Origin of the sequence: Streptomyces muensis (assembly GCF_021474425.1) — a bacterium.
In the GTDB taxonomy this organism is placed as follows: Bacteria; Actinomycetota; Actinomycetes; order Streptomycetales; family Streptomycetaceae; genus Streptomyces; species Streptomyces muensis.
Map to the genome: position 1 here is coordinate 1 of NZ_JAKEIP010000084.1, position 23415 is coordinate 23415.

The 23415-nt window shown below is 70.8% G+C and carries 17 protein-coding genes; 13 read left to right on the plus strand and 4 right to left on the minus strand.

Annotated elements, in window-relative coordinates:
- Both L0P92_RS20825 and L0P92_RS20830 read left to right on the plus strand, forming a co-directional pair.
- A partial coding sequence (locus L0P92_RS20825) for a DUF4190 domain-containing protein (protein ID WP_234764306.1) occupies positions 1-537 on the plus strand: 537 nt, incomplete at its 5' end.
- A 76-nt stretch (positions 538-613) separates the two neighbouring features.
- Entirely contained in the window at positions 614-1078 is a 465-nt protein-coding gene (locus L0P92_RS20830) for a DUF4190 domain-containing protein (protein ID WP_234764307.1), read from the plus strand.
- 72 nt (positions 1079-1150) lie between these two features.
- Here L0P92_RS20830 and ybiA read toward each other — a convergent pair whose 3' ends face one another.
- Complete coding sequence (gene ybiA / locus L0P92_RS20835) at positions 1151-1717, minus strand: riboflavin biosynthesis intermediates N-glycosidase (protein WP_234764308.1); 567 nt, start codon at positions 1715-1717, stop codon at positions 1151-1153.
- A 198-nt stretch (positions 1718-1915) separates the two neighbouring features.
- On the opposite strand from ybiA, the gene L0P92_RS20840 reads away from it, so the two are divergent.
- The 8 genes from L0P92_RS20840 to L0P92_RS20875 all read left to right on the plus strand — a co-directional run bounded on the left by L0P92_RS20840 (position 1916) and on the right by L0P92_RS20875 (position 11681).
- Positions 1916-3451, plus strand: a complete 1536-nt coding sequence (locus L0P92_RS20840; RefSeq protein ID WP_234764309.1) for a gamma-aminobutyraldehyde dehydrogenase — start codon at positions 1916-1918, stop codon at positions 3449-3451.
- An 84-nt stretch (positions 3452-3535) separates the two neighbouring features.
- Positions 3536-4783, plus strand: coding sequence for a polyamine ABC transporter substrate-binding protein (locus tag L0P92_RS20845; RefSeq protein ID WP_234764310.1), 1248 nt, complete (start codon positions 3536-3538; stop codon positions 4781-4783).
- A 7-nt stretch (positions 4784-4790) separates the two neighbouring features.
- Positions 4791-5936: an ABC transporter ATP-binding protein gene (locus L0P92_RS20850; RefSeq protein ID WP_234764311.1), complete on the plus strand. Its 1146-nt coding sequence runs from the start codon at positions 4791-4793 to the stop codon at positions 5934-5936.
- Positions 5936-6865, plus strand: coding sequence for an ABC transporter permease (locus L0P92_RS20855; RefSeq protein WP_234764312.1), 930 nt, complete (start codon positions 5936-5938; stop codon positions 6863-6865). Before L0P92_RS20850 ends, L0P92_RS20855 begins: the two co-directional genes overlap by 1 nt.
- Positions 6866-7666, plus strand: coding sequence for an ABC transporter permease (locus L0P92_RS20860; protein ID WP_234764313.1), 801 nt, complete (start codon positions 6866-6868; stop codon positions 7664-7666).
- 34 nt (positions 7667-7700) lie between these two features.
- On the plus strand, positions 7701-9128 hold the full coding sequence (locus L0P92_RS20865; RefSeq protein WP_234764314.1) for an NAD(P)/FAD-dependent oxidoreductase: 1428 nt from the start codon (positions 7701-7703) through the stop codon (positions 9126-9128).
- Positions 9129-9243: 115 nt separating this feature from the next.
- Positions 9244-9690 carry a bifunctional DNA primase/polymerase gene (locus L0P92_RS20870; protein ID WP_234764315.1) on the plus strand — a complete coding sequence of 149 codons (447 nt, stop codon included), beginning with the start codon at positions 9244-9246 and terminating at the stop codon, positions 9688-9690.
- Positions 9691-9890: 200 nt separating this feature from the next.
- Positions 9891-11681 carry a chitinase gene (locus tag L0P92_RS20875; protein ID WP_234764316.1) on the plus strand — a complete coding sequence of 597 codons (1791 nt, stop codon included), beginning with the start codon at positions 9891-9893 and terminating at the stop codon, positions 11679-11681.
- Positions 11682-11703: 22 nt separating this feature from the next.
- Here the strand turns inward: L0P92_RS20875 and L0P92_RS20880 are convergent, their stop codons facing one another.
- Together L0P92_RS20880 and L0P92_RS20885 are read right to left on the minus strand one after the other, a co-directional pair.
- Positions 11704-13389, minus strand: a complete 1686-nt coding sequence (locus L0P92_RS20880) for a PucR family transcriptional regulator (RefSeq protein ID WP_234764317.1) — start codon at positions 13387-13389, stop codon at positions 11704-11706.
- A 110-nt stretch (positions 13390-13499) separates the two neighbouring features.
- A complete protein-coding gene (locus L0P92_RS20885; protein WP_234764318.1) occupies positions 13500-15884 on the minus strand; it encodes a type IV secretory system conjugative DNA transfer family protein in 2385 nt (794 codons plus the stop codon).
- Positions 15885-16174: 290 nt separating this feature from the next.
- On the opposite strand from L0P92_RS20885, the gene gabT reads away from it, so the two are divergent.
- The 3 genes from gabT (at position 16175) to L0P92_RS20900 (ending at position 20133) form a co-directional block, all read left to right on the plus strand.
- A complete protein-coding gene (gene gabT, locus L0P92_RS20890; RefSeq protein WP_234764319.1) occupies positions 16175-17509 on the plus strand; it encodes a 4-aminobutyrate--2-oxoglutarate transaminase in 1335 nt (444 codons plus the stop codon).
- Positions 17510-17701: 192 nt separating this feature from the next.
- Positions 17702-18535 carry a phosphatase PAP2 family protein gene (locus tag L0P92_RS20895; protein ID WP_234764320.1) on the plus strand — a complete coding sequence of 278 codons (834 nt, stop codon included), beginning with the start codon at positions 17702-17704 and terminating at the stop codon, positions 18533-18535.
- Between the two features lie 152 nt (positions 18536-18687).
- Positions 18688-20133 (plus strand): aldehyde dehydrogenase family protein, encoded by a 1446-nt coding sequence (locus L0P92_RS20900; RefSeq protein WP_234764321.1) that lies wholly within the window; start codon positions 18688-18690, stop codon positions 20131-20133.
- 97 nt (positions 20134-20230) lie between these two features.
- Here the strand turns inward: L0P92_RS20900 and L0P92_RS20905 are convergent, their stop codons facing one another.
- A complete protein-coding gene (locus tag L0P92_RS20905; protein WP_234764322.1) occupies positions 20231-23071 on the minus strand; it encodes a glycoside hydrolase family 3 C-terminal domain-containing protein in 2841 nt (946 codons plus the stop codon).
- Positions 23072-23415 lie beyond the last annotated feature (344 nt).

Consider the following 23415-nt stretch of genomic DNA (forward strand, 5'->3'; position numbering starts at 1 on the left):
TGTTGGGGCCGGGCGGGCGGGGCAGGGGGGGCGCCCACGGCGGGTACAGGGGGGGGGCGCCCGAGGGGCGCGGGGGGGCGGGGGCGAGCGCCCGCGGCCCGGGGGGGGGGCGGCCCCGGCGCCCCCGGCGCCCCGGGCGGCTACGCCTACCCCGGCTATCCCGGCTACCCCCCGGGCTACGGCTGGCCCGGCATGCCGATGCAACCGCAGAACGGCATGGGTATCGCGGCGATGGTCCTCGGCATCCTGTCCTGCTGCCTGTTCTGTCTGTACGGCATCGTGTCCATCGTCCTGGGCATCCTCGCCGTGGTCTTCGGCATCAAGGGACGCCGCAAGGCCGAGCGCGGCGAGGCCACCAACCACGGCCAGGCGCAGGCCGGTCTGATCACGGGCGTCATCGGCATCGTCCTCGGCATCCTCATGATCGTCCTGATCGCCATCGGCATCACGGCCGCCATCAACTCGGACGACTACGACGACGACTACTACGGCGCCTTCCCGGCGGTGCCGGTGTCCGTCGCCGCGGCGGTCCGCTGAATTCCCGGCATGTGAATTCCTGGCATGAACAGGGCCATTACGATGCCCCTGATGGTCAACGAGGGGAGAGCAGTTCATGTCCGACGCCAATCCCGGACCCGGTGGGTTCGGGCCACCGCCGTCCCAGCCGCCGCAGCAGCCCACGGGGGGATACGCCTACCCGCCGCCGGCCCAGCCGCCCGCCGCGCAGCCCGGCCCGGGCTACGGCTATCCGCCCGCCGCCCCGTCCTACCCGGCGGCCTACCCGCAGACGCCCGGCTATGCCATGCCGATGCAGCCGAGCAACGGCATGGGCACCACCGGACTGGTGCTGGGCATCATCGGCGTGGTCTGCAGCCTGACCTTCTTCCTGTGGTTCTTCGGCGTCATCCTCGGCATCCTCGGGATCATCTTCGGCGCGATCGGCCGGAGCAAGGCCAACCGGGGTGAGGCCACCAACAAGGGCGCGGCGACCGCCGGTCTGGTCTGCGGGATCGTGGCCACCGTGATCCTCCCGCTGCTGGGCTTCCTCGTCTTCGCGAGCTTCATGGGCGCGCTGTGAGGTTCGGCGTGCTGTGAGGTTCCGGACCCCGTGAGGCTGTGAGGGGCCGGCCGTCGGGCCGGCCCCTCAAGCTCAGGTGGTCGGCCCGCTCCGCAACCGCTCCCGCGCCTCCATCAACGCGAACCCCAGCAGGTTCGGCCCCCGCCACCGCTCCGGATCCCCGGCGCCCTCGTCCCCAGCGGCCAGCCCGATCCCCCACACCCGGTCCACCGGACTGGCCTCGACCAGCACCCGGTCCCCGGTCCCGAGCAGAAACGCCCGCAGCCGCGCGTCCGCCGCGAACTTGTGGACCGACCCCTCGACGACGATCCGGAACCGCTCCCGCTCCCACGTCGCCTCGTCGAACCCCCGCACCAGCCGCCCGGCCTTCTTCGCCTCGGCCGGATGCCCGGCCGCCAGCGCCCGCCGCTCCGCCTCCGCGTCCTCGAACAGCCGTGCCTTCTCGGCCATCATCCAGTGCTCGGCGGTCGCGTACGACACACCGTCCACGGTGAACGGCGCGGCCCACCACTGACTCAGACAGCTCGCGCTCAGCTGCCCGTCCGGTCGTGGCCGGTGCCCCCAGAAGTGCAGATACTTGACTCTCGCCCCCGCACGGACCTCCTGGATCAGGGCATCCCAGGAATCGATCTTCGCCATGTCCCCGAGTCTGACAGGCACCACCGACAATCCGTCCCTCGTTTTTCGGGCCAACTCGACACCTGGTCGACAGATTCCGTCGCGTAACCAAAAGGCAACAACGGAATCACTTGTTGGACCCTTCCTGCTCTGTCAGGATCGGCACTCAAATCGAGCCTGAGCCACGCCGGCCCCATCTCGGGGCACGGAGGGAGCGACATGCACAACCCGGGCACCGCCACCCCGGAACGATTCCCGGCCCAGGACCGCTTCGCGGACGGCGCGCAGTACATCGCGGGCCGGTACGCGAAGGGGACCTCGGGGCGCACCCACGCCGTGGTCGACCCCGCCACCGGCGAGGAGGTGTACACGTACGACCTGGCCGGCACCGAGGACGTGGACGCCGCGGTCGCCGCCGCGCGCGAGGCGTTCCCCGGCTGGGCCGGCGCCACCCCGGGCGAGCGCTCCGACGCGATGCACCGCTTCGCCGCCGTGCTCGCCGAGCGCGCCGAGGATTTCGCCCGCGCCGAGTCCCTCCAGTGCGGGAAGCCGCTCAAGCTGACCCGTGAGTTCGACGTGCCGGGCACCATCGACAACATCGCCTTCTTCGCGGGCGCCGCCCGGCATCTCCAGGGGCAGTCCGCGGGGGAGTACTCCGGCGACCACACCTCGTACGTGCGCCGCGAGCCCATCGGTGTCGTCGGCTCCATCGCGCCCTGGAACTACCCCCTCCAGATGGCCGCCTGGAAGGTCCTCCCGGCCATCGCCGCGGGCAACACCATCGTGCTCAAGCCCGCCGAGCTGACCCCTCTGACCTCGCTGCTCTTCGCCGAGGCCGCCACCGACGCCGGGATCCCCGACGGGGTCGTCAACATCGTCACCGGGACCGGCAAGGAAGCCGGCGAGCATCTGGTCGGGCATCCCGACGTCGCCATGACCTCCTTCACCGGCTCCACGGCCGTCGGCAAGCGCGTCGCCGAGATCGCCACCGCCACCGTCAAGCGGCTCCATCTCGAACTCGGCGGCAAGGCGCCCTTCGTCGTCTTCGACGACGCCGACCTCGAAGCGGCCGCCAACGGTGCCGTCGCGGGCGCGCTCATCAACACCGGACAGGACTGCACGGCAGCCACGCGGGCGTATGTGCAGCGACCCCTGTACGAGGCCTTCGTCGAGCGGACCGCCGCGCTCATGGAGAGCGTCCGGCTCGGTGACCCGTTCGCGCCGGGTACCGATCTCGGGCCGCTGATCTCGCACGTCCAGCGGGACCGGGTCGCCGGGTTCGTCGAGCGTGCGCGGAGCTACGCGCGCGTGGTCACCGGCGGTGCGGCGCCACAGGGCGAGCTCGGCGACGGCGCGTACTACCGGCCCACCCTCGTGGCCGACGCGGCCCAGGACAGCGAGATCGTCCAGTCCGAGATCTTCGGACCGGTCCTGGTCGTCCTGCCGTTCGACGGCGACGACGAGGGGATCCGGCTCGCCAACGACACCCCGTACGGGCTCGCCGCCTCCGCGTGGAGCCGCGACGTCTACCGGGCCAACCGCGCCACCCGGGAGATCAAGGCCGGGTGTGTGTGGGTCAACGACCACATCCCGATCATCAGCGAGATGCCGCACGGCGGCTACAAGGCGTCCGGCTTCGGCAAGGACATGTCGGCGTACTCCTTCGAGGAGTACACCCAGATCAAGCACGTCATGTTCGACAACACCGCGGTCGCCAGGAAGGACTGGCACCGCACCGTCTTCGGGGACCGCTAGCCAGCAGCCGAACGGGGAGGCCGCTCGCCCGACCAGCCGCCCGGTCTCCCCTCCCTCCCGATCTCCCGAAAGGTCACCACGCGCATGGAGCAGTACGAGCCCGACCGCCTCTCCCCGGCCCAAGTGGCCGCCATGCGGCGCAGCCTGCGAAGCGGCCGGGCCGCCCTGACCCGCCGTTCCCTGCTGCGCGCCTCCACCGGCGGCGCGCTCGCGCTGGGCGGACTGGGGTCGCTCAGCGCCTGCGGGATCCCCGCGGCCGGCAAGAGCGAGGGCGGCACGTCCGCCGAGGACCACTCGGCGAAGGAGAAACAGGTCAGCTTCTCCAACTGGACCGAGTACATCGACGTGGACGACAGCGGCAAGCACTACCCCACGCTGGAGCAGTTCACCGCGCGGACCGGCATCAAGGTCAAGTACACCGAGGACATCAACGACAACAACGAGTTCTTCGCGAAGGTCAAGCCGCAGCTCGCGGCCGGTCAGGACACCGGACGCGACATCATCGTCCTCACCGACTGGCTCGCCGCGCGCCTGATCCGCCTCGGCTGGGTGCAGAAACTGGACCCGGCCAACCTGCCGCACGCCTTCGCCAACCTGTCGCCGCAGTTCCGCGACCCCGACTGGGACCCGGGGCGGGCGTACTCCTACCCCTGGCAGGGCATCTCGACGGTCATCGCCTACAACAAGAAGGCGCTGGACGGCGTCGAGGTGAAGACGGTCTCCGACCTGCTGGACAACCCCAAGCTCAAGGGCCGCGTCGGCTTCCTCACCGAGATGCGCGACACCGTCGGGATGACCCTGCTCGACATGGGCAAGGACCCCGCGAAGTTCACCGACGACGACTACGACGCGGCCATCGCCCGCCTCCAGAAGGCCGTCGACAACAAGCAGATCCGCCGCTTCACCGGCAACGACTACACCTCCGACCTCACCAGCGGAGACTTCGCGGCCTGTCTGGCCTGGGCCGGTGACGTCGTACAGCTCAAGGCCGACAGCCCGGACATCGACTTCCTGATCCCGGACAGCGGCTACATGACGTCCAGCGACAACATGCTGATCCCCAACAAGGCCCGTCACAAGACCAACGCCGAGCGGCTCATCGACTTCTACTACGAGCCGAAGGCCGCCGCGGAGCTCGCCGCCTACATCAACTTCGTCTGTCCCGTGGACGGTGTGAAGGAGGAGCTCGCGAAGATCGACGAGGACGCGGCGAACAACACGCTGATCCTCCCCGACAAGGCCATGCAGGCCGCCTCCCGGGCCTTCCGCTCCCTGAGCGCGAAGGAAGAGACGGCCTACGAAGAGAAGTTCGCGAAGCTCACAGGGGCGTGACCACACCATGACGAACGACACCAGCGGCGACGTCCGCCTCTCCGGCATAGCCAAGACCTACGGCTCCTTCACCGCCGTGCACCCGCTCGACCTGACCGTCCCGCAGGGCTCCTTCTTCGCCCTGCTCGGCGCCTCCGGCTGCGGCAAGACGACCACCCTGCGGATGATCGCCGGTCTGGAGGAACCTTCCGCCGGCACCGTCCACCTCGGCGACCAGGACGTCACCGCGCTGCCGCCGTACAAACGGCCGGTGAACACGGTCTTCCAGTCCTACGCCCTCTTCCCGCACCTCGACATCTTCGAGAACGTCGCCTTTGGCCTGCGCCGGCGCGGCATCAAGAGCGTGAAGAAGCAGGTCGGCGACATGCTCGACCTCGTCCAGCTCGGCGAGCAGGCCCGCAAGAAGCCGCACCAGCTCTCCGGCGGCCAGCAGCAGCGCGTCGCCGTCGCCCGCGCGCTCATCAACCACCCCAAGGTGCTCCTCCTCGACGAGCCCCTCGGCGCCCTCGACCTCAAGCTGCGCCGCCAGATGCAGCTGGAGCTCAAGCGCATCCAGACCGAGGTCGGCATCACCTTCGTCCATGTCACGCACGACCAGGAGGAGGCCATGACGATGGCTGACACGGTCGCCGTGATGAACGCGGGCCGCGTCGAACAGCTCGGCTCCCCGACCGACCTCTACGAGAACCCCCGCACCACGTTCGTCGCCAACTTCCTCGGCACCTCCAACTTCATCGAGGCCGAGGTCGACACCAAGAGCGGCGACGACATCGTCCTGAAGGCGGGCGGCGGCAAGCTCGTCCTGCCCGAGTCGCGCTGCGCCGCGGCCACGACGACCGGCGGCAAGGTGCTGGTCGGCGTCCGCCCGGAGAAGATCTCCCTCACCCACGCCGACGACGCGGGCGAGATCCCCGAGGGCCGCAACCGCATCAACGGCAGGATCACCAACAGCAGTTTCATCGGCGTCTCCACGCAGTACGTCGTCGACAGCGCCGTCTGCCCGGACTTCGAGGTCTACGTCCAGAACGTCGACCGCGACACCCGGCTGGAGCCCGGCGCCGACGTCGTCCTGCACTGGAGCCCCGCCCACACCTTCGGCCTCGACGCCGCCCAGGACATCGACGCGGGCGTCGAGGAAGGTGCGGCCGCCTGATGTCGACGCTCACCGAGGCGCCACCGCCTCTCACCCCGACGGCCCCCGAGAAGAAGCCGCCCCGCAAACGCGGCCGTCTCGTCCCGTACTGGCTCCTGCTCCCCGGCATCCTCTGGCTGCTGGTGTTCTTCGCGCTGCCGATGATCTACCAGGCCTCCACGTCCGTGCAGACGGGCTCCCTGGAGGAGGGCTACAAGGTCACCTGGCACTTCGCGACGTACTGGGACGCCCTGTCCGAGTACTACCCGCAGTTCCTGCGCTCGGTGCTCTACGCCGGCTCGGCGACGATCCTGTGCCTGGTCCTCGGCTACCCGCTCGCGTACCTGATCGCCTTCCGCGCGGGCCGCTGGCGGAACCTGATCATGATCCTGGTGATCGCGCCGTTCTTCACCAGCTTCCTGATCCGCACCCTCGCCTGGAAGACGATCCTCGCGGACGGCGGCCCGGTCGTCGGCGCCCTCAACACGCTGCACGTCCTGGACGTCACCAGCTGGCTCGGCATGACCGAGGGCGACCGCGTGCTGGCCACTCCGCTCGCGGTGGTGTGCGGTCTGACGTACAACTTCCTGCCGTTCATGGTCCTGCCGCTCTACACCTCGCTGGAGCGCATCGACCCACGGCTGCACGAGGCGGCGAACGACCTGTACGCCAAGCCGGCCACCGTCTTCCGCAGGGTCACCTTCCCGCTGTCGATGCCGGGCGTCGTCTCCGGCACGCTGCTGACCTTCATCCCGGCCGCCGGTGACTACGTCAACGCGGACCTGCTCGGCTCCACGGACACCCGCATGGTCGGCAACGTCATCCAGACGCAGTTCCTGCGCATCCTGGACTATCCGACGGCCGCGGCGCTCTCCTTCATCCTCATGGCCGCCATCCTCGTCATGGTGACGGTCTACATCCGTAGGTCCGGCACGGAGGATCTGGTTTAAATGACCTTCGTCAACTGGCTCAAGCGCAATCTCGTCGTCATCGCGGGACTGCTGACGCTCGCTTATCTCCTTCTGCCCAACGTCGTCGTCACGGTCTTCTCCTTCAACAATCCGAAGGGCCGCTTCAACTACGAATGGCAGGAGTTCTCCACGGCCGCCTGGCAGGACCCGTGCGGAGTCTCCGACCTGTGCGGCTCGCTGTCCCTCAGCCTCCAGATCGCCTTCTGGGCGACGCTCGGCGCCACGCTCCTCGGCACGATGATCGCCTTCGCACTGGTCCGCTACCGCTTCCGCGCGCGCGGCGCCGTCAACTCGCTGATCTTCCTGCCGATGGCCATGCCCGAGGTCGTCATGGCGGCCTCGCTGCTCACCCTGTTCCTCAACATGGGCGCCCAGCTGGGCTTCTGGACGATCCTCATCGCCCACATCATGTTCTGCCTGAGCTTCGTCGTCACGGCCGTGAAGGCGCGCGTGATGTCGATGGACCCGAGGCTGGAACAGGCGGCCCAGGACCTGTACGCCGGCCCGGTGCAGACCTTCCTCCGGGTCACCCTGCCGATCGCCGCCCCCGGAATCGCCGCGGGCGCGCTGCTCGCCTTCGCGCTCTCCTTCGACGATTTCATCATCACCAATTTCAACGCGGGTTCCACCGTCACCTTCCCGATGTTCGTCTGGGGATCGGCCCAGCGCGGAACGCCCGTTCAGATCAACGTCATCGGCACGGCCATGTTCGTCATCGCCGTACTGTTCGTCCTGGCCTCCATGGTCATCAGTAATCGCCGTACCAAGCAAAAGGCGTAAAGCCAAAGGGAAACCCCCGTAGGGAGTTGAAATCATGGCCCCGAGCGCCATGAGTCGTGGTAACAACTGGACGAGATCCCTTTCCGACGCCCAGCCGGTCGTGTACTGGCTGGACGACCCCGGCAGGCCCCACCCCGAGCCCGCCCTGACCAGCGCCGAGACCTGCGACCTGCTGGTCGTCGGCGGCGGCTACAGCGGACTGTGGAGCGCGCTCATCGCCAAGGAGCGCGATCCGCAGCGGGATGTCGTCCTGCTCGAAGGCCGCGAGGTGGGCTGGGCCGCCTCCGGCCGCAACGGCGGCTTCTGCGCCGCCTCCCTCACCCACGGCCTGCCCAACGGGCTCGCCCGCTGGCCCGACGAGATCCACAAGCTTCAGGAGCTGGGCGCCCGCAACCTCGACGAGATCGAGAAGGCGGTCGCCCGCTACTCCCTCGACTGCGACTTCGAGCGCACCGGCGAGATCGACGTCGCCACCGAGACCTACCAGGCGTGGGAACTGCGCGACTGGTACGAGGAGTTGCGGGGCAAAGGCCTCGCCGACGGTGTCGAGTTCCTGGACGCCGAGGCGGTAAGGGCACAAGTCGACTCACCGACATTCCAGGCCGGGCTGTACGACCGCCGGGGCGTCGCCATGGTCAACCCGGCCAAGCTCGCCTGGGGCCTGAAGCGGGCGTGCCTCGACCTCGGCGTCCGCGTCTACGAGCACACCCCCGCCCTCACCCTGAAGCCGTACGGCGCCGGCATGGCCGTACGCACCCCCTACGGCCAGGTCCGCGCCCGCCAGGTCGCGCTCGGCACCAACATCTTCCCCAACCTGGTCAAACGCGTCCGCGCCTACACCGTCCCGGTCTACGACTACGCGCTGATGACCGAGCCGCTCACCGAGGACCAGCTCGCTTCGATCGGCTGGAAGAACCGCCAGGGCCTCGGCGACTCGGCCAACCAGTTCCACTACTTCCGGCTGTCCGCCGACAACCGCGTCCTGTGGGGCGGCTACGACGCGATCTACCCGTACGGCGGCCGGGTCCGGGCCGAGTACGACGACCGGCCGGAGACGTACGCCAAGCTCGCCGGGCACTTCTTCACCTGCTTCCCGCAGCTGGAGGGCGTCCGCTTCACGCATGCGTGGGGCGGCGCGATCGACACCTGCTCGCGCTTCTCGGCGTTCTTCGGCACGGCCCACCAGGGCAAGGTGGCGTACGCGGCCGGTTTCACGGGCCTCGGCGTGGGCGCCACGCGCTTCGGCGCCGACGTGATGCTGGACCTCCTGGCGGGCGAGCGCACGGAACGCACCCGGCTGGAGATGGTCCGCAAGAAGCCGATGCCCTTCCCGCCGGAGCCCTTCGCCTGGACCGGCATCGCCCTCACCAAGTGGTCGCTGGCCCGCGCCGACGCGCACGGCGGGCGGCGCAATCTGTGGCTGCGGGCGATGGACCGGCTGGGTCTCGGCTTCGACAGCTGAACGTGACTCAGATCACTTTGAATTGGCGGTGAGAACCCGCGTAATGCTGCCTGGTGGCCTCCCTCTTCCACGTGACGCGACCAGCGTCGATGAGAGAAAGAGGGAGGTCACCGTCATGACAGGGGCGAAGACGGCGGTCGAGTGGCTGGCATCCGTGGCGCCGGACCCCGAGGCCTGCCGCTGGGAGTGGGAGCGCAACCCCCTCGGGATCGCGCTGCTGCCGGCCGGCAAGGCCTGGGACGTGCTCATCCTGCCGGCCGAACTCGGCTACCCCACACTCGATGTCCTCACCCGCATCATCGACCAACTCGGCCCGGTTCTGGTCGACTTCGGCGATTCCCGGATGGGCTTCTTCGTGCCGCCCGGCACGGCGGCGCGGTGGCTCGGCACGGGTATTCGTACGGCTGGGGCCGGTACCTGGATCGTCGTCCCGTACCCGGGGCGGGGTGCTGGTGGCGTCCGCTGGCTGGTTCCGCCGGACGGCACGGGCACTCTGACCGATCCGGCGCTGCTTGAGCTGGCCATGCATGAGGCTGCGGCGGGGTTGGCCGATGGCGACTAAGGAGATTGCCGCGCTGGGTCGTGTGTCGGCTGCGGGGGTGTTGTGGCTGGTCGCGCCCACGCGGCGGAGCCGCATATGGATACAGCCCCGCGCCCCTTGAGGAAGTTGCAGAATCTGGCGACATCTTGACACGCTGATTGGTCTGGACCAAATTGGGGCGCGCTCCACCCCCTCCAATTCCCCCATGCCTGGAGGCCCTTGTGGATCGCCCCAGACCGCTCGCCTTCCTCATCGCCGCGGCACTGACCCTGCCCGGCCTCACCGCGCTCTCGTCGGCCGCCCGTGCGGCCGACGCCGATCTCGCTCGTAACGGTGGCTTCGAGTCCGGCCTCGACGGTTGGACCTGTACGGCCGGTACGACGGTGAACTCACCCGTCCACAGCGGCAGTTCCGCGCTCCAGGCGACCCCGGCCGGAGGCGACAACGCCCGCTGTGCGCAGACGGTGACCGTGAAGCCCGACTCCCAGTACACGCTCTCCGGATATGTCCGCGGTGCCTACGTCTACCTCGGCGCGAGCGGCACCGGCACCACCGACGTCTCCGCCTGGATCCAGTCGGCCCCGAGCTGGCAGCAGCTCACGACGACCTTCCGTACCGGTCCCTCCACCACCCGCGTCACCGTCTACACCCACGGCTGGTACGGCACCGGTGCCTACCACGCCGACGACATCTCACTCATCGGCCCCGGTGGGGACGCCGGTCAGCCGCCCGCCGCTCCGACCGGCGTGAAGACCGGAACGGTCACCTCTACCAGCGTCGCCCTGTCCTGGTCCCCGGTCGCGGGCGCGACGAGTTACACCGTCTACCGCGACGGCGCCAAGGTCCAGACGGCGACCGGCACTTCGGCGACGGTCGGCGGGCTCGCGCCCTCGACGGCGTACGGCTTCCAGGTCGCCGCGGTGAACGCGGCGGGGGAGTCGCCGAAGTCGGCCACGGTGACGGCGACGACGACCGCGGGCACCGGCGATCCCGTGGACCTCCCGGCCCACGCCCTCGTCGGCTACCTCCACGCCGGCTTCGCCAACGGCTCCGGCTACACGCGCATGGCCGACGTCCCCGACAGCTGGGACATCATCGACCTGGCCTTCGGTGAACCCACCTCGGTCACCTCCGGCGACATCCGCTTCGACCGCTGCCCGGTGACGGAGTGCCCGAACGTCGAGTCCGACGCCGACTTCAAGGCGGCCATCAAGGCCAAGCAGGCGGCCGGCAAGAAGGTGCTGATCTCCATCGGGGGCCAGAACGGCCAGGTCCAGCTGACCACGACGGCCGCGCGGGACACCTTCGTGACGTCCGTCTCGAAGATCATCGATGAGTACGGGCTCGACGGGCTGGACATCGACTTCGAGGGCCACTCGCTCTCCCTGAACGCCGACGACACGGACTTCAAGAACCCGAAGACCCCGGTGATCGTCAACCTCATCTCGGCCCTGAAGACCCTCAAGGCCAGGTACGGCGACGACTTCGTGCTGACCATGGCCCCCGAGACCTTCTTCGTCCAGCTCGGCTACCAGTACTACGGCACCGGCCCGTGGGGCGGCCAGGACCCGAGGGCCGGGGCGTATCTCCCGGTCATCCACGCCCTGCGCGACGACCTGACGCTGCTGCACGTCCAGGACTACAACTCGGGCCCGATCATGGGCCTCGACAACCAGTACCACTCCATGGGCGGCGCCGACTTCCACATCGCGATGACCGACATGCTGCTCACCGGCTTCCCGGTCGCCGGCAACGCGAGCAACGTCTTCCCGCCCCTGCGCCCCGACCAGGTCGCGATCGGCATGCCCGCCTCGACCAACGCGGGCAACGGCCACGTCCCCCCGGCCGAGGTCACCAAGACCCTCGACTGCCTGACGAAGAAGACCAACTGCGGCTCGTACACCACCCACGGCACCTGGCCGGCCCTGCGCGGCCTGATGACGTGGTCGATCAACTGGGACCGGTACGGCGGCTGGGAGTTCCAGCGGACCTTCGACGGCTACTTCGGCTGACGGCCGGGCGGATGCGCGGCGGCTACTCCGCCGACGTCGCCTTCAACGCCAGCCACAGCTCCATCCGTACGTCCGCGTCATCCAGCGACCGGCCCAGGATCTCCTCCACCCGCCGCATCCGGTACCGCAGCGTGTGCCGGTGCACGCCCAGATCCGCGGCCGCCGCGTCCCACTGACCGTGCCGGGACAGCCACGCCCGAAGGGAGGCGACCAGGTCACCCCGCCCCGTCGCGTCGTGTTCGTGCAGCGCCCGCAGCAGCCCGTCCGCGAACGCCTTCACCGCGTCGTCCGCGAGCAACGGCAGCACGGACCCCGCCGCAAGCTGCTCGTGCTCCACGAACACCCGCCCGCGCCGCCGCGCCACCGACAGCGCCTGCTCGGCCTGCTTGTAGGCCGCCGCGGCGGCGATGGGCCCGGCCGGGGCCGACAGCCCGATGACCAGTTCCTCGTCGTCGGCACCCGGCTGCTCGGGTACGGTCCCCGTCCGCGCCGCCTCCAGCGCCGCCGCGTACTGCGCGCACGCCGTCACCGCCGCGCCCCCGTCCCCGGCGAGCACCACCAGTCGCGCCGTCTCGCCCTCGCCCTCCGGAACGACCAGCACCGCCTCTCCGGCCCGGGCCGCCGCCGACTCCACGAGTTCGGTGAGCGCGCCCAGCGGATCGCCGTTCGTGCCGGTGGCGGCGACCAGCGCGGCGGCGGAGGTGGCGGTCGCCTTGGCGGGCGTCTCCCGTGCGGCGGTGTCGACGACCCGTGCCGCCGACACCGACGCCGCCTCGGTGACGATGACGCGGAAGGGGGCGTCCAGGAGCCCGCCGTAGAGGTCCCCGGCCACGGCGCGTGCGTGATCCGGCTCGCCGGCGAGCAGCATGCGCAGCACCGCGGCGCCCACCCGCTGCTCGGCCGCCTGCAAGGACCGGGACCGCTCGGTGGTCAACGTCAACAGCGCGATGGCCGAGTGCACGGCGTACCGCTCCGCCGTGCCGAGTGCCGCCGCCGTGCCCACGGCCAGCGCGGCGCGGGCCCGCCGGCCGGTGCCCAGGGTGTGCAGCTCGACCCGGTCCTCGTTCTCCGGCCCGCCGACCACGGACGACGCCGGCGCCGGCCGCTCCCGCAGCCGCTCCACGTCCGCGGTGAGCCGGGCCGCCCGCCGCCCCGCCCACTCCGGCGCCGTCGCGACCACGGCACCGGACGCGTCGTACAGCGCCGCCCACCCGTCCACCTGTGAGGCCAGCGCGGCCAGCAGCCCCTCCGGACCGTCGCTCAACGCCTGCTTGGTCAGCTCCCGCTGCGCCGCGAACCCGGCCGTCACCGCCCGGTACTGATCCGCCGCGATGGCCGCCGACACGGCCTTGCTGATCGCGAGGAACGGCGTACGGCGCGGCACCTCCAGCAGTGGCAGGCCCTCCGCGTCGGCCGCCTCGACGAGCGCCTTGGGGATCTCCTCGTAGTTCACGCCGACCGCGAAGCCGAGCCCGACCACGCCCGCCCCGACCAGCCGCCGCACATAGCGCCGCATCGCCTCGGGGTTCTCCGCGTCCAGCTTGAGCGCGGTGATCAGCAGCAGCTCCCCGCCCTCCATATAGGGCACCGGGTCGGCGAGCTCGCTGACATGCGCCCAGCGCACGGGCACGTCCAGGCGGTCCTCGCCCGCCCGCACGGTCAGCTTCAGCGCGGAGTGATGGACGAGCGAGGCGAGCGTCGGTGGCATGAGGCCTTCAGGTCGGTGTGATCGTTGTGATCTTTTGGCCGCCATGTATGAACAGCCTGTGACGATTCTGCCTCACCGTACGGTCATGGGGTGACCTGAAGTCCGGAGACCTAACCCCGCAGATCCACCAGCAACGGCGGCGCGTGCTCGCCGTCGACGCTGGTCAGCGACAGCACCGCATGCCCGGGCGGCACCGAGTGGGCCAGCTCGGAGGCCGACCAGCGTTCGCGCTCGACCTGCCGTACGGTCACCGCGTCCGTCGTCACCGCCTTGCCGGTGACGAGCTTGCGCAGGGCGTGGATCAGCCGGGTCATCGGCTGGTCGGCGAAGACCGTGTGCTTGGCCACCTCCCGTGTCTCCACCCACTCCGTGCCCCAGGTCTGCGCGAACCGGCTGCCGTCCCAGGTCGTCACGCCGGAGAACGCCATACGGCAGCCGATCGCCCCGTACAGCGGGCCGTGCAGGGCCTCGGGGACGTCGCCGATGGTGCGCAGGGCGAGGACGACGCCCGCGTTCTGCGAGCGCAGCCGCTGGATGCGGCGCACCGACTCGGCGGTGACCGCACCGGTGGCGTCGTCGAGGACCAGACAGGCGAAGTGGCGGCGCTTCCCGCCGCGTGCGACGGCGCCGAACTGGGCGAGGACGAGCCTCGTCAGCAGACGGGCGGCCTCCTCGTGGCCCTGCTCCGGAAGGTCGATGCGGACCCGCAGCGGATGGTGGGCCACGGCACGCAGGGAGAACGGCCGGGTGTCACTGCCGCCGCCGAAGAACTCGGCGAAGGCCGGCCGGTTGAGGAGCGCGAGCCGGTCGGCGAGGGCGCGGCCCACATCGGCCGGGCTGCCCATCTGCCGGACGCGCGCCTGGAGTTCACGGTGCATCACGGTGTGTCCGCCGGACGCCAGCGCGTCCTGGAGCGCGGACAGCGCCGCCGGCTCGCCCTCCAGGAGCTCACGCAGCACCGGCAGGGTCGGGAACCGGCCGTGCACCGCCCGGTAGGGGCCGAGCAGCTGGGCGAGCGCGGTCGCGGCGCTCTGGCTGCCCACGGTGTCGAGGTCGCCCACCAGGCCCTCGGCGAGGATGGCGGCCGCCTCGTCCGGGTCCTCCGACTCCGCGTACGGATCCAGGTCGTGGACGGAGGTGGGGTCACCGATCCGGACGATCACGTCGAACGCCTGGTCCGCGGCGAGCCGGGTGCCCGCCGCCGAGACCGCGACGACGGCGCACCGTCCGGTGAGCGCCTGCAGTGCCAGCGACTCCGTCACGGGCTCGATCAGGTGCCGTGTCTTGCCCGCCCCGGACGGCCCGATCGCGAGGAGGGACGTACCCAGCACGTCGGGGCCGACCGCGGCGCCGGCGTCGTGGTAGGCACGTGGGGCCCGTTCCGCCGCCACCCACCGCCCGAGGCGCACCTGTCCGGCGAGCAGGTCGTGGTCGGCCGCACGGCGCGGCAGGTCCCGGGCTCCGGAGGGGTGGGTCCAGGACGCGCCGCCCTGGCGCAGCACGGTGTCGCGGAAGGCCTGCAGCGAACCGTCCTGCCTGGCCACGGTCCAGGCGTGCTCGAGCCGGGCGCAGTCCACGTCGTTCATACGGTGGGCGGCCACCTCGGCGGTCAGCAGATCGGCCGCCTCGTACTGCCCCGCCCGCCGCAGTTCGGGCCACTCGGCGCGCGGCCGTTCCGGAGCCGCCGCCGGTGCCGCTCGTGTCGCGGTCCTGCGCGCGGCGAGCCGCGCCTTCCCATAGCCCCACCAGTCGCCGACCCGGGCGAACGGCCACAGGACCAGAAGGGTGACGACCGTGTACAGACCGTCGGTGAACAGCACCGAGGTGAACAGGTCGAAGCCGCCGGAGATCAGGGCGACGAGGGAGAACAGGGGGGCGACGACGGGAAGCGCGTCCCAGCCGACGCCGGGAAAGGCGCTCGGGAAGACGAAGCTCAGCGTGACCAGGGCGCCCAGCGCGGCGAGCAGCGCCCGCGCGGGCTGCGGGCGCCCGCCCACGAAGTGCCGGACGACGTCGGGCCAGCTGCCCAGCCGGCCCATCGCGTAGACGAGCACGGCGAAGAAGAGCCCGTTGTAGACGACCAGCGCCTCCTGCCCGTGCCAGTCCTTGGCCGACGCCAGGGTGCCGCCCCACCACCAGTCGTCCGGGGTGAACAGCCGCAGCACGGAGTACTGGTACGGAACGGCGCCGCGCCGCCACATCGACCACACCAGCAGCGCCACCACCAGCGGAACGAGCAGCCCGACGACCGTGACCGGCGCCAGCCGTTCGGCGCCCGACTGCGCGCCCTTCGGCGGGCGGTATCCGAACCGCCAGATCCCGGGCCGGGCGGCCGACCGGGGCTCGTTCAGCCAGTCGGCGATTCCCGACGGTGTCGGCCGGCCCGGTGCATGGGTCGGCCGTGGCGGTGTCGGTGGCACCTCCGGTGGGCCCGCCGGGCGTGGTACCGGGTTCGCATGCGTGCCTCGCGCCTCCTGCGCACCCTCGCTGTCCATCGCCCTCTTCCCCTGACCAGCCGGTCCATCCACCATCAGCGAGTCAATCTAACGCCCCCTCCTGGGGAGTTCACCGCTTACACGGCCGACGGAACGGACGCGGATGCTCCGGCCGACACCAGCACCGGCACCGGGGCCGATCGGTATCGCTATGTCCACCACGGACAACCGGCACTCCCGACAACGCCCACATGGAGCATGCCGACGCCCCCTTCCCGGCCCTAGCCTGCGAGAAAAGAGAAGACATGCGTCCGCAGCCAGCCCCATCAGCAGAACCCCAGGAGCCCCTCATGAGCGCACTTCCGCAGGAGCGCCGCGTCGTCACCGCCATCCCCGGCCCGAAGTCGCAGGAGCTGCAGGCCCGCCGTACCGCCGCGGTCGCGCAGGGCGTGGGCTCCGTGCTGCCCGTGTTCACCGCGCGCGCGGGCGGCGGGATCATCGAGGACGTCGACGGCAACCGGCTCATCGACTTCGGTTCCGGTATCGCCGTGACCAGCGTGGGCGCCTCCGCCGAGGCCGTCGTACGCCGGGCCTCCGCCCAGCTCGCCGACTTCACCCACACCTGTTTCATGGTCACCCCGTACGAGGGCTACGTGGAGGTCGCCGAGGCCCTCGCCGAGCTCACCCCGGGCGACCACGCCAAGAAGTCGGCGCTGTTCAACTCCGGCGCCGAGGCCGTCGAGAACGCCGTCAAGATCGCCCGCGCGTACACCAAGCGGCAGGCCGTCGTCGTCTTCGACCACGGCTACCACGGCCGCACCAACCTCACGATGGCGCTGACGGCGAAGAACATGCCGTACAAGCACGGCTTCGGCCCGTTCGCGCCCGAGGTGTACCGCGTGCCGGTCGCCTACGGCTACCGCTGGCCGACCGGTGCCGAGAACGCCGGCCCGGAGGCCGCAGCGCAGGCCATCGACCAGATCGCCAAGCAGGTCGGCGCGGAGAACGTCGCCGCGATCATCATCGAGCCGGTGCTCGGCGAGGGCGGCTTCATCGAGCCCGCCAAGGGCTTCCTGCCGGCCGTCCGGAAGTTCGCCGCCGACCACGGCATCGTCTTCGTCGCCGACGAGATCCAGTCCGGCTTCTGCCGTACCGGTCAGTGGTTCGCGTGCGAGGACGAGGGCATCGTGCCCGACCTGATCACGACCGCGAAGGGCATCGCGGGCGGTCTGCCGCTCGCCGCCGTCACCGGCCGCGCCGAGATCATGGACGCCGCCCACGCGGGTGGCCTGGGCGGCACCTATGGCGGCAACCCGGTGGCCTGTGCCGGTGCGCTCGGCTCCATCGAGACGATGAAGGAGCTCGACCTCAACGCCAAGGCGAAGGCGATCGAGGCGACGATGAAGGCCCGCCTCACCGCGATGGCCGAGAAGTTCGACATCATCGGCGACGTCCGCGGCCGCGGCGCCATGATCGCCATCGAGCTGGTCAAGGACCGCGCCACCAAGGAGCCCAACCCGGAGGCGACCGCCGCGCTCGCCAAGGCCTGCCACGCCGAGGGCCTGCTGGTCCTGACCTGTGGCACCTACGGCAACGTGCTGCGCTTCCTGCCCCCGCTGGTCATCGGCGACGACCTGCTGAACGAGGGCCTCGACATCATCGAGCAGGCCTTCACCCGCATCTGAGGTCACAGCGAAACCACTGGTGAACGCCGGGTTCCCGGTCCCGGGAACCCCGCCCGCCCCACCCCTGTCCGCGCTCGCGATTCCGGGGCTGGGGCGGCTACCGTCAGAGCGTGTGAAGAAGGTGTGCGAGGTGGATGTCAGGACGCGATTCCGTCTGTCTATCACCATCGCCCTGTCGTAGGTTCTAACCAGATGAGAGATACACCCCGCCCAGAGGGGACTCTGGGCGACATCGGGCCGAGGCCTCCCCAGCTTCGACCTGGTCGTGCCCTCGCGCACACACCCGGAGCTTCCGGCTCCGGATCTCCTCACCGATCGGACAGTCGCCCGCCCCAAACCCCCCGGGGCGTGCGACGATCCGATCCGGACGGCCGCCCCGGAACCACCCCCCCTGTTCCGGGGCGGCCGACCTCCCTCTTCCTCCTTCTCGGGCTGCCCGCCCTTCTCTTCGCGCTCATCACCTGGCAGGTGGTGAGCGTCGGCCCGTTGCTGGACGCCGACGCCGCGGTCAGCCGGGCCCTGGTCCACCCGGACCGGCTCTCCGAACTCCTCGCCGACCTGGGCAATGTGCCGGTCGCGGTGCCGGTCCTCGCCCTCGCCCTCGGATACGTCACCTGGCGGCATCGCCGCATTGGTACACACCACTGGTGGCGACCGGCCGTCTCCGCGGCCCTGCTCATGGCGCTGGTCCCGGTGCTCGTGGTCCCGCTGAAGCTGCTCACCGACCGCCCCGGCACCCCGGTCGTACCGCCCGCCACCGGCTACTACCCCTCCGGCCACACGGCCACGGCCGCCATCGCCTACGGTGCCGCCACCCTGCTGCTCCTCCCATGGCTGACCTCGGCGTTCGCCCGCCGCGCCCTCCTCACCGGCTGCGCCGCCCTCAACCTCGGCGTCGGCTTCGGGCTGATCCGCCGCGGCTACCACTGGCCGCTGGACGTCCTGGCCAGCTGGTGCCTCGGCACGGTGCTGCTGGTCTCGCTCTGGCTGTTCCTGAGCCGGAACACCCCCGCCGGGACGCGGTAGCCGGGCACGAGCATCGCTCGGCTCTCCGCCAATCCGGCGCACCCGCCACCGGCACCACTACACCGCGGACAAACGCCCTTCCGCCCCCGCGCCCCTACCGTGGACGACGACACACCAGGACACCCCCAACGCGGAAGGGCCGGGACATCACAATGACTTCCAGCCACGCCTTCTGGCTCGCCGGCCGCCAGGTCAGCGGCGAGGACAGCTTCGATGTGACCTCCCCGTGGGACGGGCGGGTCGTCGGCAAGGTGAGCGTGCCGACGGACGCGCAGATCGAGGAGGCCGTGGCCGCCGCGTACGCCGTCCGCGACGACTTCGCCGCGACCCCCGCCCATGCGCGTGCCGCCGCCCTCGACCACGTCAGCCGGCGGCTCGTCGAGCGCACCGAGGAGATCGCGCGGCTGATCTCCGCCGAGAACGGCAAGCCCATGAAGTGGGCCCGGGGCGAGGTCGGCCGTGCCGTGTCCGTCTTCCGGTTCGCGGCCGAGGAGGCCCGGCGGTTCAACGGCGGCGAGGCCCAGCGGCTCGACACCGACCTCGGCGGCCAGGGACGGCTCGCCCTCACCCGGCGCTTCCCCAAGGGCGTGGTCCTCGGCATCGCGCCGTTCAACTTCCCGCTCAACCTGTGCGCCCACAAGATCGCCCCGGCCATCGCCGCCGGTGTGCCGATCATCCTGAAGCCCGCCCCGGCCACCCCGCTCTCCGGGCTCGTCATCGGTGAGCTCCTCGCCGAGACCGAGCTCCTGGCCGGCTCCTGGAGCATCCTGCCGGTGCCGAACGACAAGATGCCCGCCCTGGTCCAGGACGAGCGCCTGCCGGTCATCTCCTTCACCGGCTCCGAGAAGGTCGGCTACGCGATCATGGACTCGGTGCCGCGCAAGCACTGCACCCTGGAGCTCGGCGGCAACGGCGCGGCGGTCGTGCTCGGCGACTACGCCTCCGACGCGGACCTCGACTGGGCCGCGACCCGGATCGCCACCTTCTCCAACTACCAGGGCGGCCAGTCCTGCATCTCCGTGCAGCGGGTGATCGCGGACGCCTCCGTGTACGACCGGCTCCTGCCGCGCATCGTCGCCGCCGTCGAGGCCCAGGTCACCGGTGACCCGGGCGACGACGCGACCGACGTCGGTCCGCTGGTCAGCGAGGACGCCGCCAAGCGCGTCGAGACATGGGTCGACGAGGCGGTCGCCGCCGGGGCCAAGCTCCTCACCGGTGGCAAGCGGGACGGTGCCTCGTACGCGCCGACCGTCCTCACCGACGTACCCGCCGACACCACCCTCGCCTGCGAGGAGGTCTTCGGACCCGTCCTCACCGTGCAGAGGGTCGACGGGGAGGCCGCCGCCTTCGCCGCCGTCAACGACTCCAAGTACGGCCTCCAGGCCGGGGTCTTCACCCACGACCTCCAGACCGCCTTCCGGGCGCACCGCGCCCTCGAGGTCGGCGGCGTCGTCATCGGCGACGTGCCCTCCTACCGCGCCGACCAGATGCCGTACGGCGGCGCCAAGCAGTCCGGCGTGGGCCGGGAGGGCGTGAGGTTCGCGATGGACGACTACACCTACGAGCGGGTGCTGGTACTCACCGGGCTCTCCCTCTAGTAAATGGGATCCATTTTCAGTTAGCCTTGTCGAAGAGGTCCGGCACCGATGCCTTCCGGTGCCGGACCTCTTCTCTGTGCCGGCCTGCTCCGGACCCTCAACCGGAGAAGCCGACGTGCGCGAGCCGCACCGGACCGCGCAGCCTGAGGTGGACGTCCCGGACGCCCTCGGCGATGATCCCGGCGCGCTTCGTCACGTAGTCGTACGGGCTCGCGCCCTCGCCCGCCTCGGACGTCAGCACGGCCAGCACCGCGCCCCCGTCCAGCGACACCTCGACCGCGCCGTCGCCGGAGAGCGCCGCCGTCACCGCCGAGACCCCGCCTTCGAAGTCGCAGTCCCGGTAGACCAGTTCACCCGACCCGCCCTGTGCCGGCGTCACCGCGTCACCGGCCGTCCGGGTACGGTCGACGATCGCGACCCCGCTCTGCTCGTCGAAGTCGGCCGCGTCCAGTCCACGGCGCAGCACCGGACGCGGGGCGGACGGCTCGCCGTCCAGGATCACCGTCGAGCGCAGCCGGACGTCCTCACTGGACGCGCCGGCCAGCACCTCGTACGGACCCGGCTCACGGCGCCAGCCGCCCCTGGCAACGTCCCAGAAGGCGAAGGACGACAGCGGGACCTCGAAGCTCAGCTCCGTCCGCTCGCCGGGGGCCAGCCGCACCCTGCTGTGCGCCACCAGCTCGCGGCGCGGGCGCGGCACCGTCGGGTCCACGGCCCGGGTGTAGAGCTGGGCCACCTCGTCGGCCGGCACATCGCCCGTGTTGGTGACCGTGAAGGAGACGTGCAGCGAGTCGTCCGTGGTACGGGTCGTGAGGTCGGCGTAGGAGAAGGCCGCGTACGACAGGCCGTGGCCGAACGGGAACAGCGGGGTCCCCTCGAAGTACAGATACGTCTGGCGGCCGCCGATGACGTCGTAGTCGAGGAGGTCGGGCAGGTCGCCGTCGTCGGCGTACCAGGTCTGCGGGAGCCGGCCCGCGGGGGAGACGTCGCCGGCCAGGACGCGGGCGAGAGCGGTGCCGGCCGCCTGGCCGCCGTGGGACATCCACAGCAGCGCCGGAAGGGCCGTGTGATCGACGGCGTACGGGTACGCCGAGACCAGCGCCAGCACCGTGTTCGGGTTGGCGGCGCGGGCGGCCCGCAGCAGGCGCTCCTGGTGCTCGGGCAGGCGCAGCGTCGGGCGGTCCTCGGTCTCGCGGCCGTGGATGTGCGGGTCGTTGCCCGCGACGACCAGGACCACGTCCGCCTCGGCAGTGACCCGGGTTACAGCGTCCTCGCCGCTTTCGACGACCATGAGCTGGAACGTTTCAGGCTTCGCTTCGGCAACCCGCACGCCGTCGGCGGCGACTGAGACGTGGCGACCCGTACCGATGTGCTTCAGGAGGTGCCCGTTCTCGTGCGGTTCCAGGCGGAACGTCTCCTGGACGACCCAGCCGCCGGGCTGGTCGGCGGAGGCGCGGACGAAGCCGTCGGCGGCGACCGACAGATAGCGGCCGTCGGGGGCGCGCAGGGTCAGTACGCCCTCGCCCCAGTCGACGAGCGCGAACTCGGTGCCGACCGGGTCGGTGGTCAGCGGCGGCAGATCGGTGCGGCCGGCCAGCAGGGCCGGGTCGAGGGCGCCCTCGGCGCCGCGCACCTCGTCGTCGGCGTCCGCCTCGGGGACGTGCAGGAAGGCTCCGGCCGAGGTCTTCAGCCGGACCCGGTCCACACCCTCCGCGAACTCCACGCGCTCCGCGCCGAACCGCTCGTACAGGCCCTCCAGCGGGGTGGAGCGGTGGATGAGCGTGCCGCTGTACCAGTCGAGCTTGCACTCGTCGGCGAGCAGCCCGACCACGGCGATCCGGGTGTCCGGCGCGAGCGGCAGCAGTCCCGCGCTGTTCTTCAGCAGCACGACCGACTGCTCGGCGGCCTCCTGGGCCAGCGTGCGGTGGGCCGGGGTGTCGAAGTCCCTGGTCAGCGCGTGCGGGTCGTACTCCGGGTCGAACTCGCCGAGCCGGAAGCGCACCGAGAGCTGACGGCGCACCGCGGTGTCGATGTCCGACTCCGTCAGCAGCCCCTTGTCGAAGGCGCCCCGCACCCGTGCGGTGATCTTCGAACTGTCCGTGCCGTGGTCGGTGAAGCTGTCGACGCCGGCCTGCAGCGCGGCGGCCGTGGCCTCCTCGTGGGTGTCGAAGTAGTGCTGGCAGTCGGCCAGGTTGGAGGGCGCGCTCGCGTCCGAGCAGACCATCAGGTCCTCGTCGGTCCAGGTGCGCAGGTGCTCGCGCAGATACGGCGAGACGTGGTTGGGGCGGCCGTTGACCAGGTTGTACGCCGGCATCACCCCGGCCGTCGCGCCCGCCTCGACCGTCTCGCGGAAGGCGCGCAGATCGTACTCGTGCATCACGCGCGGGCGGACCGAGGACGAGGTGACGTCGCGGCCCGTCTCGTTGTTGTGGGCCAGCCAGTGCTTGAGGACGGGCGCGGTGCGCCAGTACGTCGGGTGGTCGCCGCGCAGGCCGCGGGTGTACGCGGTGGCGATGGCCGAGGTGAGCTTCGGGTCCTCCGAGTAGCCCTCCTCGTTGCGGCCCCACAGGGGGTGGCGCAGCAGGTTCACGGTGGGGGACCAGACGTTGAGCCCCACGCGGTCGTCGCGGGCGCGCATCGCGCGGGTCTCCTTGGAGACGGCCTCGCCGACCCGGCGCACGAGCTCGGTGTTCCAGGTCGCGCCGAGCCCGATCGCCTGGGGGAACACGGTCGCCGGACCCATCCAGGCCACACCGTGCAGAGCCTCCTGTCCGGTGCGGAACGCCTCGATGCCGAGGCGCTCGACGGCGGGCGCGAACTGGTGCAGGAAGGCGATCTTCTCGTCGAGCGTGAGCCGCGACAGAAGGTCGTCGATGCGCTTCGCGAACGGCAGTCGCCGATCACGGAAAGGCGGCGTAGGCGGCGTTTGTGCGGTCACGTGGCGTTCCCCTTGCGATGGAGCGGCGAGGCGCTTTCGAAGCGCTTCGATGCTGATTCGATCCAGGGGTGGGTGTCAAGACACCCCGGCGCAACAACTCCGACTCCTGACCTTTATTTCAAGCGCCGTAAGACAGCGGTCGGATCCTCCACACCTCGGAGGAATCTTGGAATCGACCCTTGTGCGCCCCCATGCCTTCACTTAACCTCGCAGCAACATCGAAGCGCTTCGACTACTTCGACCACGAGGCTCGCCCGCTTCCGGGACGCCCCTCGGCCGTGATCGCAGAATCGCTTCAGCTCAGCCAGTTCCACTTAAGACACCGCAGCCGACGGCCACCGCCG

Excerpts from the sequence above, each read along its gene's own strand:
- L0P92_RS20830 (WP_234764307.1), top strand. The coding sequence starts at position 614 with ATGTCCGACGCCAATCCCGGACCCGGTGGGTTCGGGCCACCGCCGTCC.
- ybiA (WP_234764308.1), bottom strand. The coding sequence starts at position 1,717 with ATGGCGAAGATCGATTCCTGGGATGCCCTGATCCAGGAGGTCCGTGCG.
- L0P92_RS20840 (WP_234764309.1), top strand. The coding sequence starts at position 1,916 with ATGCACAACCCGGGCACCGCCACCCCGGAACGATTCCCGGCCCAGGAC.
- L0P92_RS20845 (WP_234764310.1), top strand. The coding sequence starts at position 3,536 with ATGGAGCAGTACGAGCCCGACCGCCTCTCCCCGGCCCAAGTGGCCGCC.
- L0P92_RS20850 (WP_234764311.1), top strand. The coding sequence starts at position 4,791 with ATGACGAACGACACCAGCGGCGACGTCCGCCTCTCCGGCATAGCCAAG.
- L0P92_RS20855 (WP_234764312.1), top strand. The coding sequence starts at position 5,936 with ATGTCGACGCTCACCGAGGCGCCACCGCCTCTCACCCCGACGGCCCCC.
- L0P92_RS20860 (WP_234764313.1), top strand. The coding sequence starts at position 6,866 with ATGACCTTCGTCAACTGGCTCAAGCGCAATCTCGTCGTCATCGCGGGA.
- L0P92_RS20865 (WP_234764314.1), top strand. The coding sequence starts at position 7,701 with ATGGCCCCGAGCGCCATGAGTCGTGGTAACAACTGGACGAGATCCCTT.
- L0P92_RS20870 (WP_234764315.1), top strand. The coding sequence starts at position 9,244 with ATGACAGGGGCGAAGACGGCGGTCGAGTGGCTGGCATCCGTGGCGCCG.
- L0P92_RS20880 (WP_234764317.1), bottom strand. The coding sequence starts at position 13,389 with ATGCCACCGACGCTCGCCTCGCTCGTCCATCACTCCGCGCTGAAGCTG.
- L0P92_RS20885 (WP_234764318.1), bottom strand. The coding sequence starts at position 15,884 with ATGGACAGCGAGGGTGCGCAGGAGGCGCGAGGCACGCATGCGAACCCG.
- gabT (WP_234764319.1), top strand. The coding sequence starts at position 16,175 with ATGAGCGCACTTCCGCAGGAGCGCCGCGTCGTCACCGCCATCCCCGGC.
- L0P92_RS20895 (WP_234764320.1), top strand. The coding sequence starts at position 17,702 with ATGAGAGATACACCCCGCCCAGAGGGGACTCTGGGCGACATCGGGCCG.
- L0P92_RS20900 (WP_234764321.1), top strand. The coding sequence starts at position 18,688 with ATGACTTCCAGCCACGCCTTCTGGCTCGCCGGCCGCCAGGTCAGCGGC.